General features: G+C 72.1%; 13 protein-coding genes. 10 read left to right on the forward strand and 3 right to left on the reverse strand.

The window, feature by feature from the left end; genetic code table 11:
• Positions 1–112 precede the first annotated feature (112 nt).
• From EJC51_RS34860 to EJC51_RS34890, 7 genes are all read left to right on the forward strand, one after another.
• On the forward strand, positions 113–949 hold the full coding sequence (locus EJC51_RS34860) for a helix-turn-helix domain-containing protein (protein ID WP_126274681.1): 837 nt from the start codon (positions 113–115) through the stop codon (positions 947–949).
• Between the two features lie 85 nt (positions 950–1034).
• Positions 1035–2504 carry a 30S ribosomal protein S12 methylthiotransferase RimO gene (rimO, locus tag EJC51_RS34865; protein WP_126274682.1) on the forward strand — a complete coding sequence of 490 codons (1470 nt, stop codon included), beginning with the start codon at positions 1035–1037 and terminating at the stop codon, positions 2502–2504.
• Positions 2501–3217: a CDP-diacylglycerol--glycerol-3-phosphate 3-phosphatidyltransferase gene (pgsA, locus tag EJC51_RS34870; protein WP_097269633.1), complete on the forward strand. Its 717-nt coding sequence runs from the start codon at positions 2501–2503 to the stop codon at positions 3215–3217. Before rimO ends, pgsA begins: the two co-directional genes overlap by 4 nt.
• Positions 3214–3750: a CinA family protein gene (locus tag EJC51_RS34875; RefSeq protein WP_126274683.1), complete on the forward strand. Its 537-nt coding sequence runs from the start codon at positions 3214–3216 to the stop codon at positions 3748–3750. Before pgsA ends, EJC51_RS34875 begins: the two co-directional genes overlap by 4 nt.
• A gap of 109 nt (positions 3751–3859) precedes the next feature.
• Entirely contained in the window at positions 3860–4240 is a 381-nt protein-coding gene (locus EJC51_RS34880; protein WP_046591591.1) for a helix-turn-helix domain-containing protein, read from the forward strand.
• A 199-nt stretch (positions 4241–4439) separates the two neighbouring features.
• Positions 4440–4910: a Dps family protein gene (locus EJC51_RS34885; protein ID WP_126277252.1), complete on the forward strand. Its 471-nt coding sequence runs from the start codon at positions 4440–4442 to the stop codon at positions 4908–4910.
• A gap of 97 nt (positions 4911–5007) precedes the next feature.
• Positions 5008–5307: a hypothetical protein gene (locus tag EJC51_RS34890; RefSeq protein ID WP_126274684.1), complete on the forward strand. Its 300-nt coding sequence runs from the start codon at positions 5008–5010 to the stop codon at positions 5305–5307.
• Here the strand turns inward: EJC51_RS34890 and EJC51_RS34895 are convergent.
• The 3 genes from EJC51_RS34895 to EJC51_RS34905 form a co-directional block, all read right to left on the reverse strand.
• Entirely contained in the window at positions 5255–6016 is a 762-nt protein-coding gene (locus EJC51_RS34895) for an SDR family NAD(P)-dependent oxidoreductase (RefSeq protein WP_126274685.1), read from the reverse strand. The two genes, EJC51_RS34890 and EJC51_RS34895, sit on opposite strands and share 53 nt — an antisense overlap.
• 32 nt (positions 6017–6048) lie before the next feature.
• Positions 6049–6885: an Fpg/Nei family DNA glycosylase gene (locus tag EJC51_RS34900; RefSeq protein WP_126274686.1), complete on the reverse strand. Its 837-nt coding sequence runs from the start codon at positions 6883–6885 to the stop codon at positions 6049–6051.
• A gap of 140 nt (positions 6886–7025) precedes the next feature.
• The gene (locus EJC51_RS34905; protein WP_126274687.1) at positions 7026–11903 is read right to left on the reverse strand and encodes an ATP-dependent helicase; all 4878 of its coding nucleotides are present in this window, start codon (positions 11901–11903) and stop codon (positions 7026–7028) included.
• A 168-nt stretch (positions 11904–12071) separates the two neighbouring features.
• Between EJC51_RS34905 and EJC51_RS34910 the strand changes: the two genes are divergently transcribed.
• Genes EJC51_RS34910 through EJC51_RS34920 form a run of 3 tightly spaced genes read left to right on the forward strand, consistent with a single transcriptional unit; the run spans position 12072 to position 13967 of the window.
• Complete coding sequence (locus EJC51_RS34910; RefSeq protein WP_126274688.1) at positions 12072–12923, forward strand: helix-turn-helix transcriptional regulator; 852 nt, start codon at positions 12072–12074, stop codon at positions 12921–12923.
• A 10-nt stretch (positions 12924–12933) separates the two neighbouring features.
• The gene (locus EJC51_RS34915) at positions 12934–13662 is read left to right on the forward strand and encodes an AzlC family ABC transporter permease (protein ID WP_126274689.1); all 729 of its coding nucleotides are present in this window, start codon (positions 12934–12936) and stop codon (positions 13660–13662) included.
• Positions 13659–13967 carry an AzlD domain-containing protein gene (locus EJC51_RS34920; RefSeq protein WP_126274690.1) on the forward strand — a complete coding sequence of 103 codons (309 nt, stop codon included), beginning with the start codon at positions 13659–13661 and terminating at the stop codon, positions 13965–13967. The genes EJC51_RS34915 and EJC51_RS34920 overlap by 4 nt, the downstream gene beginning before the upstream one ends.
• The last annotated feature ends 2 nt before the right edge of the window (positions 13968–13969 follow it).

Genomic DNA, 13969 nt, shown 5'->3' on the forward strand with positions numbered 1-13969 from the left:
CCGGCCATACCGATGGCGTACAAAGTCCCACCGCCCGGTTGCCCCACCCTTTCGCACCCCCCCTAGACTGAACCTCCAGCACAGGTGGCTAAAACGCTCGAAAGGCGCCCCCGTGTCCATCGGCAACTCCCCTGAAGACGAGCGTCCGTTCGAAGACGACCGCGAGGAAGCCCGAATCTCCGTCGGCCGTGCCCTGAAGCAGGCACGGATCGCGGCCGGGCTGACCGTCGACGACGTCAGCAACGCCACCCGGGTCCGTATCGCCATCGTGCATGCCATCGAAGCGGACGACTTCGCCCCCTGCGGCGGGGACGTCTACGCCCGAGGCCACATCCGGACCCTGGCCAAGGCCGTACGCCTCGACCCGGCCCCCCTCCTCGCCCAGTACGACGCCGACCACGGCGGCCGTCCGGCGCCGACCCCGGCGGCCCCGCTGTTCGAAGCGGAACGCATCCGTCCCGAACGCCGCGGACCCAACTGGACCGCGGCCATGGTCGCCGCGATCGTGGCCGTGATCGGGTTCGTCGGCTTCACCGCCTTCAAGGGCGGCGACGAGGGCGCCAAGACGCCGGTCGCCGAGGGTGCCTCGCCCTCCGCCGGCAAGTCCGCCTCGCCCACGCCGAAGAGCGAGAAGCCCGAATCGCCGAAGCCCGACCCGTCCGACAGCGCCATCGCGGCGGCCCCCCAGGACAAGGTGACCGTCAAGGTCAGCGCCCCCGACGGCAAGAGCTGGATCTCCGCCAAGGACCACAACGGCCGACTGCTGTACGACGGTCTGCTCCAGCAGGGCGAGTCGAAGACCTTCCAGGACAGCGAGAAGATCAACCTCGTCCTCGGTGACGCCGGGGCGATCCAGCTGTATGTGAACGGCAAGAAGATCGACGACGACTGGGCGCCCGGCGCCGTGGAGCGCCTGACGTACACGAAGGGCGACCCGCAGGTCGGCTGAGGCTCGGAGCGTGCTCGACGGGGTTGGTGATCTTCACCAACCCCGTCGACGTTCGTTGTCGGTGGGACAAAGTAGTCTTGAGCCCATGCCTGAACGCCGTACCGTCGCACTCGTCACTCTTGGCTGCGCCCGCAACGAGGTGGACTCGGAGGAGCTCGCAGGCCGCTTGGAGGCGGACGGCTGGGACCTCGTGGAGGACGCCGCGGACGCGGACGTCGCCGTCGTCAACACCTGCGGCTTCGTCGACGCCGCCAAGAAGGACTCCGTCGACGCCCTCCTGGAGGCCAACGACCTCAAGGGCCAGGGCAGAACCCAGGCCGTCGTGGCGGTGGGCTGCATGGCCGAGCGGTATGGGAAGGACCTCGCCGAGGCCCTTCCCGAGGCCGACGGCGTGCTCGGCTTCGACGACTACGCCGACATCTCCGACCGCCTGCAGACCATCCTGTCCGGCGGCATCCACGCCGCGCACACCCCGCGCGACCGGCGCAAGCTGCTGCCGATCAGCCCGGCCGAGCGCCAGGACTCGGCGGCCGAGGTGGCGCTGCCCGGGCACGGCCCCGCGGACCTTCCGGAGGGGGTCGCTCCGTCCTCCGGCCCGCGCGCGCCCCTGCGCCGCCGTCTGGACGGCTCCCCGGTCGCCTCGGTGAAGCTCGCCTCCGGCTGCGACCGGCGCTGCACGTTCTGCGCCATCCCGTCCTTCCGCGGCTCGTTCATCTCCCGGCGGCCCTCGGACGTGCTCAACGAGACGCGCTGGCTGGCGGAGCAGGGCGTCAAGGAGATCATGCTGGTCTCCGAGAACAACACGTCCTACGGCAAGGACCTGGGCGACATCCGCCTGCTGGAGTCCCTGCTGCCGGAGCTCGCCGAGGTCGACGGCATCGAGCGGGTGCGCGTCAGCTACCTCCAGCCGGCCGAGATGCGGCCCGGCCTCATCGACGTACTGACGTCGACGCCCAAGGTCGTGCCCTACTTCGACCTGTCCTTCCAGCACTCCGCGCCCGGCGTGCTGCGCGCCATGCGCCGCTTCGGTGACACCGACCGCTTCCTGGAGCTGCTCGACACCATCCGGAGCAAGGCCCCGCAGGCGGGTGTGCGCTCCAACTTCATCGTCGGCTTCCCCGGCGAGAGCGAGGCCGACCTCGCCGAGCTGGAGCGATTCCTGGGCGGCGCGCGGCTGGACGCCATCGGCGTCTTCGGCTACTCCGACGAGGAGGGCACCGAAGCGGCCACGTACGACAACAAGCTCGACGAGGACGTCGTCGCCGAGCGGCTGGCACGTGTCTCCCGGCTCGCCGAGGAACTCGTCTCGCAGCGCGCCGAGGAGCGCGTGGGCGAGACCGTGCACGTGCTGGTGGAGTCCGTGGACGAGGAGGGCGTGTACGGGCGCGGTGCGCACCAGGCGCCCGAGACGGACGGCCAGGTGCTGCTCACGAGCGGCGAGGGGCTCGGCGTCGGCCGTATCGTCGAGGCGAAGGTGGTCGGTACCGAAGGTGTCGACCTGGTGGCCGAGCCGGTGACGGGCTCGCTCGCGTGTAGTGAGGAGGCGGGCAGATGACCGGAGTACCGGCATCCGCTGCGAGCGGCCCCTCCAAGACGGGCCCTTCGCAGCGGGATGCGTCCGGTACCGACCACGGCGACAGGCCCGCGCGCGGCGGCAAGATCGCGGCCGCGGCCGTCAACCAGGCCAGCCTCTGGAACATCGCCAACATCCTGACGATGATCCGGCTCCTGCTGGTGCCGGGCTTCGTCGCGCTGATGCTGGCCGCCGGCGGACACGACCCCGCCTGGCGCTCGTTCGCCTGGGCGGCCTTCTCCGTCGCCATGATCACCGACCTCTTCGACGGCCATCTGGCGCGCACGTACAACCTCGTCACCGACTTCGGGAAGATCGCCGACCCCATCGCCGACAAGGCGATCATGGGGGCGGCGCTGATCTGTCTCTCCGCGCTCGGCGACCTGCCGTGGTGGGTGACCGCGGTCATCCTCGGCCGGGAACTCGGGATCACGCTGCTGCGTTTCATCGTCATCCGGTACGGCGTCATCCCGGCGAGCCGCGGCGGCAAGCTGAAGACCCTCGCGCAGGGCATCGCGGTCGGGATGTACATCCTGGCGCTGACGGGGTGGCTGGCGACCGCGAGATTCTGGGTGATGGCTGTGGCGGTCGTCCTGACCGTGGCGACCGGACTCGACTATGTGAGACAGGCCATTGTGCTGCGCAGGCAGGGAATCGCCGAGCGCGAGGCGGCGTTGGAGGAGTCGGAAGCGTGAATTCCCCGGCCACTGAAGTGGTGCGACTACTGACGGTGAAGGGCGAGACGCTCGCGGTCGCCGAGTCTCTCACCGGTGGATTGGTTGCGGCGGAAATCACAGCGGCGCCCGGGGCCTCCCAGGCCTTCCGCGGCTCGGTGACGGCCTACGCCACCGAACTGAAGCATGAACTGCTCGGTGTCGACGCGGGCCTGCTGGCGGCGCGTGGAGCGGTGGACCCGCAGGTCGCGGCCCAGATGGCAGCCGGCGTGCGCAAGGCGCTCGGCGCCGACTGGGGCATCGCGACCACGGGAGTCGCAGGGCCGGACGAACAGGACGGAAAGCCCGTCGGGACGGTCTATGTGGCGGTCGACGGACCCGCTCCGGGGCTCTCGGATGGCGGGAAAGTCGCCTCACTGCGGTTGAACGGCGACCGCGCGGAAATTCGTATGGAGAGTGTACGGAGCGTACTCGCACTGCTCCTTCAGGAGCTTGCGGGCGAACAGACCGGGAATGAGCGGGCACAGGATACGGAACGGAACGGGGGGTTTTGATGTTTGCAGCCCTGAGTGAACACGACATCGCTCCCCGCACGGCCGCGGCGCAAGGCGGTACGGTGGGGCGTGAAGGATGCGGCTACGCGGTCCGAGGAGGGAGCCACCGATGATTCTGCTCCGTCGCCTGCTTGGTGACGTGCTGCGTCGGCAGCGCCAACGCCAGGGCCGTACTCTGCGCGAAGTCTCCTCGTCCGCCCGAGTTTCACTCGGCTATCTCTCCGAGGTGGAGCGGGGGCAGAAGGAGGCTTCCTCCGAACTGCTCTCCGCCATCTGCGACGCGCTGGACGTACGGATGTCCGAACTGATGCGGGAAGTGAGCGACGAGCTCGCCCTCGCCGAGCTGGCCCAGTCCGCTGCGGCCACCCCCAGCCAGCCCGTACCCACGCCGGTACGTCCGATGCTGGGTTCGGTGTCGGTGACCGGTGTGCCACCGGAACGGGTGACCATCAAGGCACCCGCCGAGGCAGTGGACGTCGTCGCCGCCTGAGCGTCACGCGCGTACGTCCTTGGGTTCCGCTCAAGGACGAGCTGACGACGCACTGAGAAGTGCAAAGCACTCTGCGAAGTGCGCGAGGCCCCGGCCGGGTCTCTCCGAACATCTGGAGAGGCGTCGGCCGGGGCTTTCGTGCATCGTGGGACGGGCGGGGCTCGGGGCCGTGTAGCCGTACAGGAATCGGAGCATGCGCATGTACGTCGTGAAGAGCCCGTTGTCCGACGCGGACCTGAAGACCGTGGCCGAGGCCCTGCAAGGCGCCCTCGTCGACCTGGTGGACCTCGCCCTCGTGGCGAAGCAGATCCACTGGAACGTGGTCGGGCCCCGGTTCCGGTCCGTGCATCTGCAGCTCGACGAGGTCGTGGACATCGCGCGCACCCACTCCGACACCGTCGCCGAGCGGGCCTCCGCGCTGGGCGTCCCGCCCGACGGGCGTGCGGCGACCGTGGCGGCGGGCAGCGGCATCGGGGCGGTGCCCGAGGGGTGGGTCAAGGACGCGGACGCCGTGGGGACGCTGGTGGACGCGCTGGGCGCGGTGATCGGGCGGATGCGGGAGCGGGTCGCCGCCACCGGGGACGCGGACCCCGTCAGCCAGGATCTGTTCATCGGGATCACGGCGGATCTGGAGAAGCACCACTGGATGTTCCAGGCCGAGAACGGGTGAGGCGGGGGCTGGGGGTGCCTCGGTGTGCCCTTGGTGCGCCCTGTCGTTGGACGGGGCTCGGTCCTAGCGTCGAGGTCTGCGGACTGGAGGTGGGGTCGTGGGCCGTCCGATAACGCGGTGGGGGGTGGCCGTCACGCTGGGCGCGGTGTGGTGGTGGGCGGTGCTGCGACTGGCGCTGGCCTCCGACGCGGGGGTGCTGGAGGGTGCCGTCGCCGCCGGCGGGTGGGGGCTGAGCCTGCTGCCGGTGCACTGTGTGGCGAAGGGACGGGCGGCGGGGGCGCTCGCCGCGGGGCGGTGGCGGGCGGCCTGGCGCGGTACGGCGATGCCGGCTGCCCCGAGCGCCGTCACCACGGCATCGCCACTCCGCCGTTCGGACGGAGGATCTGGCCCGTCGTGAAGGACGCGGCGTCGGACGCCAGGTACAGCACGGCGTGGGCGACCTCGGGGGCCTGACCCACCCGGCCCAGTGGTGACATACGGGCCATCAGCGCCTCGGTCCGCTCCTGGTCCGCGCCGTGGCGGTCGGTCATCGGCGTGCGGATCCAGCCCGGGGCGACGGCGTTGACCCGGATGCCGTGCCGGCCGACCTCGTTCGCCAGGGTCTTCGTCAGCTGGACGACCGCCGCCTTGGCCGCGCCGTAGGCGAGCAGGCCGGGGCCGCCGGTGTCGACGGCGCCCGAGGCCATGGTGACGATGCTGCCCCGGGCGCCCCGGGCGATCATGAGGCGGGCCGCCTCCTGGCAGGCGTACAGCACTCCCTTGAAGTTGACGCTCAGGACGCGGTCGAGATCCTCGTCCTTCGTGTCCAGGACCGGGCTGCTGTGCATGATGCCGGCGATCGCGGCCAGGACGTCCAGCTGCTCGCAGGAGGCGATGGCTTCGCGGAGCTGGTCCCGGTCCGTCACGTCGAGGTGGTGGGGGCGGGCGGTGCCGCCCGCGTCCTTGATCAGGGTCGCCGTCTCGTGCAGGCCCTGTGCGTCGCGGTCGGCGCAGTGCACGGTGGCGCCCGCTTCGGCGAGCAGGACCGCGGAGGCGCGGCCGATACCGCCGGCGGCGCCGGTGACGAAGGCGGTGCGTCCGGTGAGGTCGTACGCGCTGACGGTCATGGGGGGACGGTACGAGGGTTTCTGACGGATCGTCAATTGGTCGTGCGGTATGGGGCTCCGGGACGTGAGGTGACGCCCGGGGCGGGTCCCGTCTGGCACGTCGGGCACCAGTAGGTGGGGCGTTCGCGGGAGCCGTCGCCCTGGTTGGCGATGCGGACCGGGGTGCGGCAGCGGAGGCAGGGGGTGCCGGCGCGGCCGTAGACGAACAGGTCGTGGCCGTGGCGGCCCGTGGTGGTGCGGACCGGGCGGTCGCGGTTGGCTTCCAGGAGCTTCTTGGCGAGCGCGGGGAGCTTGGCGGCGCGGTCGGCGGGGAGCGCGCCTACGGGGAGCCAGGGGGTCACGCCCAGCAGGAAGCAGAGCTCGCTCTTGTAGACATTGCCGATTCCGGCGAGGTTGCGCTGGTCGAGGAGGGCCTCGCCGAGGGGGCGGGCCGGGTCGGCGAGGAGGTTGGCGAGAGCGCGGTCGGGGTTCCAGTCCGGGCCCAGGAGGTCGGGGCCGAGGTGGCCGACGACGCGGTCCTCGTCGGACGTGCGGAGGAGTTCCAGGACGGGGAGGCGGTAGCCGACGGCGGTCCGGTCGGCGTTGCCGAGGATCGCGCGGATCTGGTGGGCGGGGCCGCCGGTCCAGCGTCTGCCGTGGGCGTAGACCTTCCAGGAGCCGTCCATCTTGAGGTGCGAGTGGAGGGTCAGGCCGCCTTCGATGCGGGTCAGGAGGTGTTTGCCGCGCGGGGTGACGTCCAGGACGGTGCGGCCGGTGAGGTCGGCCGTGGCGAACTTGGGGACGCGGAGGTCGCTGCGGGTGAGGGTCTGGCCGGCGAGGGCGTTGTGCAGGCGGTTCGCTGTCTGCCAGACGGTGTCTCCTTCGGGCATGGGTCAAGGGTGGCATGGGGTGGAGGCCGGGCGCCTGGGAGCGGGGTGCTGCTGTGCTGTGCTGTGGTGGGGCGGGTGCGGGCTCCTTGTGGACGGTCGCACCCATGCGGCGGCGCCCTTGGGGCGCGTTCAGCCCGGCCTCAGGCGCGGAGGCGTAGGCCTCGTGGGGTGGCGATGAAACCCGCTCCTTCCAGGAGGGTACCGAAGGGAGACGTCAGGGCCGAGGCGCCGTTGATGCGTTCCACGGTGACAGTGCCCAGGGAGCCTGCTCGGGCGGCTGCCGCCAGGGCGTCGGCTGCTGCCTGGAGGCGGGGATCGTCGGTGGGTTTGGTGTTCGGGTCCTCGGGCCAGGCCAGCAGGGTCTTGCCGCCGCGCTCCATGTAGAGCGTCAGCTCGCCGTCGACCAGGACCACCAGGGAGCCCGCCTTGCGGCCTGCCTTGTGCCCGGCGCCGGTCGGGGGCTCGGGCCAGGGGAGGGCGGCGCCGTACGCGTTCGCCGGGTCGGCGGCGGCCAGGACGACGGCTCGGGTGTCGGGGGAGGGGCGGTCGCGGCGGTGGGGGGCGCGCGCGGCGGGGTGGTGGTCTCGGTAGTCGCGGGGGGAGACGTAGTGGTCGCGTGAGGTGGGGGCCGGGGGCAGAGGGTCGTAGGAGTCGTCGAGGCCCAGGGGGGTCTGGTCTCCGTCGGTCTGCCAGAAGTCGGCGCCGGGCACCGGAGTGCTGAAGTCGGCGTACGGGGGGAAGTCGTCGGTCGCCGGGGCCGTGGCGTCGGTCTGGCCCCGTTCGCGGGCGTTCGCCACCGCGCGGAGGCGGTCCACCGCGCCGTCCATCGCGAACTGGGCGGCGCCGAGGCCCTCCACCACATAGCCGCGACGGGCCTGACCGGTCTCCTCGAAGGCCGACAGGATGCGGTACGTCGCCGAGAAGCCGCCCTCGACGCCCTCCGCGGAGACCGCGCCGCGGGTCACCACGCCATGTCGGTCCAGAAGGGTGCGGGCGAGGGCGTGGGCGCGCAGGGTGGGGTCGGGCTCGCGGGCGGGCAGCAGGGACCAGCGGCCGGCGACGGTGGGCGGGCCGGTGCGGGACGCCGGGCGGGCGGCGGCCGTGAGGGAGCCGTAGCGGCCGCGCGGGATCGTGCGCTTGGCACGGTGGGCCGTGGAACCTGCTGTGCGGCCCGAGCCCAGCAGGGAGCGCATGGGCGTGAGGGTGTCGTTCGTGAGGCGGCCGGACCAGGCCAGGTCCCAGAGGGCGTCGGCGAGTTGGGGGTCGGTGGCGTCGGGGTGGGTGGTCGCGCGGACCTGGTCGGCGATCTGGCGGAAGAACAGGCCGTAGCCGCCGGAGAGGGTGGTGAGGACGGACTCGTGGAGGGCCGTCAGCTCCAGGGGGTGCGGGGCCGGCAGGAGGAGGGGGGCCGCGTCCGCGAGATAGAGGGAGACCCAGCCGTCCTTGCCGGGCAGGGAGCCCGCTCCGGCCCACACCACCTCGCCGGCGGAGGTGAGTTCGTCGAGCATCGCCGGGGTGTAGTTCGCCACCCGGGACGGCAGGACCAGCTTCTCCAGGGCCGAGGCGGGCACGGACGCGCCCTGCAACTGCTCGACGGCACGCACCAGGCCGTCGATGCCGCGCAGCCCGTGGCCCTTGCCGATGTGCTGCCACTGGGGGAGGAACTGGGCCAGCGCGGGCGGCGGGACCGGTTCGAGTTCATGCCGCAGAGCGGCCAGGGAGCGGCGGCGGAGGCGGCGGAGCACGGCGGCGTCGCACCACTCCTGGCCGATGCCCGCCGGGTGGAACTCCCCCTGTACGACACGGCCGTTCGCGGCGAGGCGCTGCAACGCGCCCTCCGTGACCGCCACGCCCAGACCGAATCGGGCCGCCGCGGTCGCCGAGGTGAACGGGCCGTGGGTGCGGGCGTAACGGGCGAGGAGGTCGCCGAGCGGGTCCTTGACCGGCTCGGTGAAGGCCTCCGGGACGCCGACCGGCAGGGCTGTGCCCAGCGCGTCGCGCAGCCGTCCCGCGTCCTCGACCGCCGCCCAGTGGTCGGTGCCGGCGATACGGACCCGGAGGGCGCGGCGCGCTGCGGCGAGGTCCTGCGCCCACTGCGGTTCCGCGCCTCGCTCGGCCAGCTCCGCGTCCGTGAGCGGGCCGAGGAGCCGCAGGAGGTCCGCGACGCCTTCGGCATCCTTCGCGCGGCGGTCCTCGGTGAGCCACTGGAGTTCCCGCTCCAGCTCCGTCAGGACCTCGGCGTCCAGCAGCTCGCGCAGCTCCGCCTGGCCGAGCAGCTCCGCCAGCAGACGGGAGTCGAGGGACAGGGCCGCGGCGCGGCGCTCGGCGAGGGGGGAGTCTCCCTCGTACAGGAACTGGGCGACGTAACCGAAGAGGAGGGAGCGGGCGAAGGGGGAGGGCTCGGGGGTGGTGACCTCGACGAGGCGGACCTTGCGGGACTCCAGGTCGCCCATCAGCTCGACGAGGCCGGGGACGTCGAAGACGTCCTGGAGGCACTCGCGGACCGCCTCCAGGACGATCGGGAAGGAGCCGAACTCGCTCGCCACTTCGAGGAGTTGTGAGGCGCGCTGACGCTGTTGCCACAGCGGGGTGCGCTTGCCGGGGTTGCGGCGGGGCAGCAGCAGCGCGCGGGCCGCGCATTCGCGGAACCGGGAGGCGAACAGGGCGGAGCCGCCGACCTGGTCGGTGACGATCTGGTCGACCTCGCCCTTGTCGAAGACGACGTCCGCAGCGCCGACCGGGGCCTGGTCGGCGTCGTACTCCGTGCCGAGCTTCATGGGTTCCTGGTCGAGCAGGTCCAGGCCCATCAGGTCGGCGTCGGGGAGGCGGAGGACGATGCCGTCGTCCGCGTGCATCACCTGGGCGTCCATGCCGTAGCGCTCGGAGAGCTTGGCGCCGAGGGCGAGGGCCCAGGGGGCGTGCACCTGGGCGCCGAACGGGGAGTGGACGACCACGCGCCAGTCGCCGAGTTCGTCGCGGAAGCGCTCCACGACGATCGTGCGGTCGTCGGGGATGTGGCCGCAGGCCTCGCGCTGTTCGTCCAGGTACGCGAGGACGTTGTCCGCCGCCCAGGTGTCCAGGCCTGCCGCGAGGAGACGTGGGCGGGCCTTCTCCTTGGGCATCGAGCCGACTTCCCGGAGGAACGCGCCGACCGCGCGGCCGAGTTCGAGCGGGCGGCCCAGCTGGTCGCCCTTCCAGAACGGCAGCCGACCCGGGACGCCCGGGGCCGGGGAGACCAGGACGCGGTCGCGGGTGATGTCCTCGATACGCCAGGAGCTGGTGCCGAGCGTGAAGACGTCGCCCACGCGCGACTCGTAGACCATCTCCTCGTCCAGCTCGCCGACCCTTCCGCCGCCCTTCTTGGGGTCGGCACCGGCGAGGAACACGCCGAAGAGGCCACGGTCCGGGATGGTGCCGCCGGAGGTGACCGCGAGGCGCTGGGCCCCCGGGCGGCCGGTGACGGTGCCGGCGACGCGGTCCCAGACGACCCGGGGGCGCAGTTCCGCGAAGGCGTCGGAGGGGTAGCGGCCCGCGAGCATGTCGAGGACCGCGGTGAAGGCCGACTCGGGGAGCGAGGCGAAGGGGGCCGCCCGGCGGACCGTGGCGAGCAGGTCGTCGAGCTGCCAGGTGTCCAGCGCCGTCATCGCGACCAGCTGCTGGGCCAGGACGTCCAGGGGGTTGGCGGGGACCTTGAGGGACTCGATGGAGCCGGTGCGCATCCGCTCGGTGACGACCGCGGCCTGGACCAGGTCGCCGCGGTACTTCGGGAAGACCACGCCGGTGGAGACCGCGCCGACCTGGTGGCCCGCGCGGCCCACGCGTTGCAGGCCGGAGGCCACGGAAGGGGGTGACTCGACTTGTACGACCAGGTCCACCGCGCCCATGTCGATGCCGAGTTCCAGGCTGGAGGTCGCGACCACCGCGGGGAGGCGGCCGGCCTTGAGGTCCTCCTCGACCAGGGCGCGCTGTTCCTTGGAGACCGAGCCGTGGTGGGCGCGGGCGATGACCGGGGGTGCGCCCTGGGCCGCTCCTGAGCCGCCCATCAGCTCGGCGGGGGCGTGGTGTTCCGCCAGGGGTTCGCCGGTCGCTCGTTCGTACGCGATCTCGTTGAGGCGGTTGCAGAGGCGTTCCGCGAGGCGGCGGGAGTTGGCGAAGACGATGGTGGAGCGGTGGGCCTGGACGAGGTCGGTGATGCGCTCCTCGACGTGCGGCCAGATCGAGGGGCGTTCCGCGCCCTCGGTGCCGTCGGCCACGGGGGAGCCGCCGAGTTCGCCGAGGTCCTCCACGGGGACCACCACCGAGAGGTCGAACTCCTTGCCCGACTTCGGTTGGACGATCTCCACCTTGCGGCGGGGGGAGAGGTAGCGGGCGATCTCGTCGACCGGGCGGACGGTCGCGGAGAGGCCGATGCGGCGGGCCGGCTTCGGGAGGAGCTCGTCGAGGCGCTCCAGGGAGAGGGCGAGGTGGGCGCCGCGCTTGGTGCCCGCCACGGCGTGGACCTCGTCCAGGATGACAGTCTCGATGCCGGTCAGCGCGTCGCGGGTCGCCGACGTCAGCATCAGGAACAGGGACTCCGGGGTGGTGATCAGGATGTCCGGGGGGCGGGTGGACAGCGCGCGGCGCTCGGCCGCCGGGGTGTCTCCTGAGCGGATGCCGACCTTCACCTCGGGTTCGGGCAGGCCGAGGCGGACGGATTCCTGGCGGATGCCGGTGAGGGGGCTGCGGAGGTTGCGCTCCACGTCGACCGCGAGGGCTTTCAGGGGGGAGACGTAGAGGACTCGGCAGCGTTTCCGGGGGTCGGCGGGTGGGGGCGTGGAGGCCAGGTCGTCCAGGGCGGCCAGGAAGGCGGCGAGGGTTTTGCCGGAGCCGGTGGGGGCGACCACGAGGACGTCCGAGCCCTCTTTGATGGCCGTCCACGCGCCTGCCTGGGCCGCGGTGGGCGCGTCGAAGGCTCCCGTGAACCAGCCGCGGGTTGCGGGGGAGAAGCCGTCCAGGGCTCGGTGTGTGGAGCTGACCATGCGTCCATCCTGCACCCGGGGACTGACAACGGCTGGTGAGCTGGGGATTCGTGGCTGCGGCTCGGTGGTGGTGGGGGGCGCGTTGTGCGCGGGTGGTTGGGGTGGGGGCGGGGGCCGCGCGTTCCCGCTCGCCGTTGGGTGCGTGCCGTCTGGCGGACAATGGTCCGTATGGCAGGTTCGGGCGAGCGGGCGCGGCATTGGCGGTATACCGAGTTGCCCGGGGTCGATCTGCTGCGGGCTCGGTATGTGCGGAAGAACTTTGTGCGGCACACCCATGAGAGCTTCGTGATCGCCGCCATCGCGGACGGGGTCGAGGTCTTTCACTATCGGGGTGCTGATCGGTACGCGGGGGCCGGGGCGCTTGCCCTGGTCAATCCGGATACGGTGCATACCGGGCGGGCGGGGGTGCCCGAGGGGTGGCGGTACGGGGCCGTGTATCCGTCGCGTGAGGTGGTGGCCGGGATCGCTGCCGAGACCACGTCGATCCGTGGGACCCCGGGGTTCGTCGATCCAGTTCTTGATGATCCGTATGCCGTCGGGCTGGTGCATCAGGTGTTGCGGGCCGCTGACGAGGGCAATGCGCTGGCCGCCGACACACTGCTCCGCGTTGCTGTGACCCGGTTGCTGCGGCTGAACGGTGGGGTGCTGCCACGGCGGGAGGTGCGGTCGGCGGGGGCTCGGGTGGCTGTTCGCGCGCGTGCCTTGCTGGAGGAGCGGATGGCCGAGCCGCCGAGCCTGGAGGCGCTGGCGCGGGAGCTCGGTGTCGGGTCGTTCGCGTTGTTGCGGGCCTTTCGGGATCTGTACGGGATGCCGCCGCATGCCTGGCTCACCGACGCGCGCGTGCGGCGGGCCCGGCTGTTGCTGGACGGGGGTACGTCGCCGGGGGAGGCCGCCGTCGCCGTGGGGTTCAGTGATCAGCCGCATCTGAATCGGCACTTCTCGCGGATCGTCGGCGTGCCGCCCGGGGCGTACCAGCGTGAGCGCAAGAACGTACAAGACGTCGGACGGGGCCTCGTCTAGCGTCCGAGGCGTGGGAGAACAGAAAGCTTTCGTGGACACAGCCGCCGGTGACGGGCGCAAGACCGATGCCGCCGTCGTACGGGACGCCCTCGGAGTCGGGGTCGCCGTGGGACTGTCCGGGTTCGCCTTCGGGGTGACCTCGGCGGGGAGTGGGCTCACCCTGTTGCAGACGTGTGCACTCAGCCTTCTGGTGTTCACCGGGGCCTCTCAGTTCGCGCTCGTGGGGGCGCTGGCCGCCGGTGGGAATCCGCTGACCGCGGCCGCCGGGGCCTTCTTCCTCGGAGTGCGCAATGCCTTCTACGGGCTTCGTCTGTCGCAGTTGCTGGCGCTCCCGCGCGTGGTGCGGCCGTTCGCCGCTCAGTGGGTGATCGATGAGACGGCGGCTGTTGCGCTGGCTCAGACCGGGCGGCGACAGGTGCGGATCGGGTTCGCGGTCACGGGGCTGAGTCTCTATGCGCTGTGGAATCTCACCACCCTGCTGGGCGCGCTCGGGGCCGAGGCCATCGGGGACACCGACGCCTGGGGGCTTGATGCCGCCGGGCCGGCCGTGTTCCTCGCGTTGCTCGCGCCGATGCTGAAGAGCGGCACCGAGCGTGCCGTCGCCGGGCTCGCCGTGCTGCTGGGGCTCGGGCTGCTGCCCGTGCTGCCTGCTGGGGTGCCGGTGCTGGCGGCCGCTCTCGCGGCTCCCGTGGTGTTGTGGGCCGAGGGCCGTCGGCAGGATGGGCGGGGGCAGCGGTGAGCGTCTGGATCGCGATCGGCGTCACCGCCGTGGGCTGTTACGCCGTCAAGCTCGTCGGACTGCTCGTTCCCGAGGGGGCTCTGGAGCGGCCGCTGGTGAAGCGGCTGGCCGCGCTGCTGCCGGTTGCCCTGCTGGCCGCTCTCACGGCCCAGCAGACCTTTGCCGACGGGCGTGAGCTGGTGCTGGACGCCAGGCTTGCGGGGGTTGCCGCGGCCGCGGTGGCGGTCTTGCTGCGTGCTCCCTTCCTGCTCGTCGTCGCGGCGGCCGTGGTGGTCACGGCGGGAGTCCGGGCCATGGGCGGGTGACC

It is taken from the genome of Streptomyces aquilus (assembly GCF_003955715.1).
Taxonomy (GTDB): domain Bacteria; phylum Actinomycetota; class Actinomycetes; order Streptomycetales; family Streptomycetaceae; genus Streptomyces; species Streptomyces aquilus.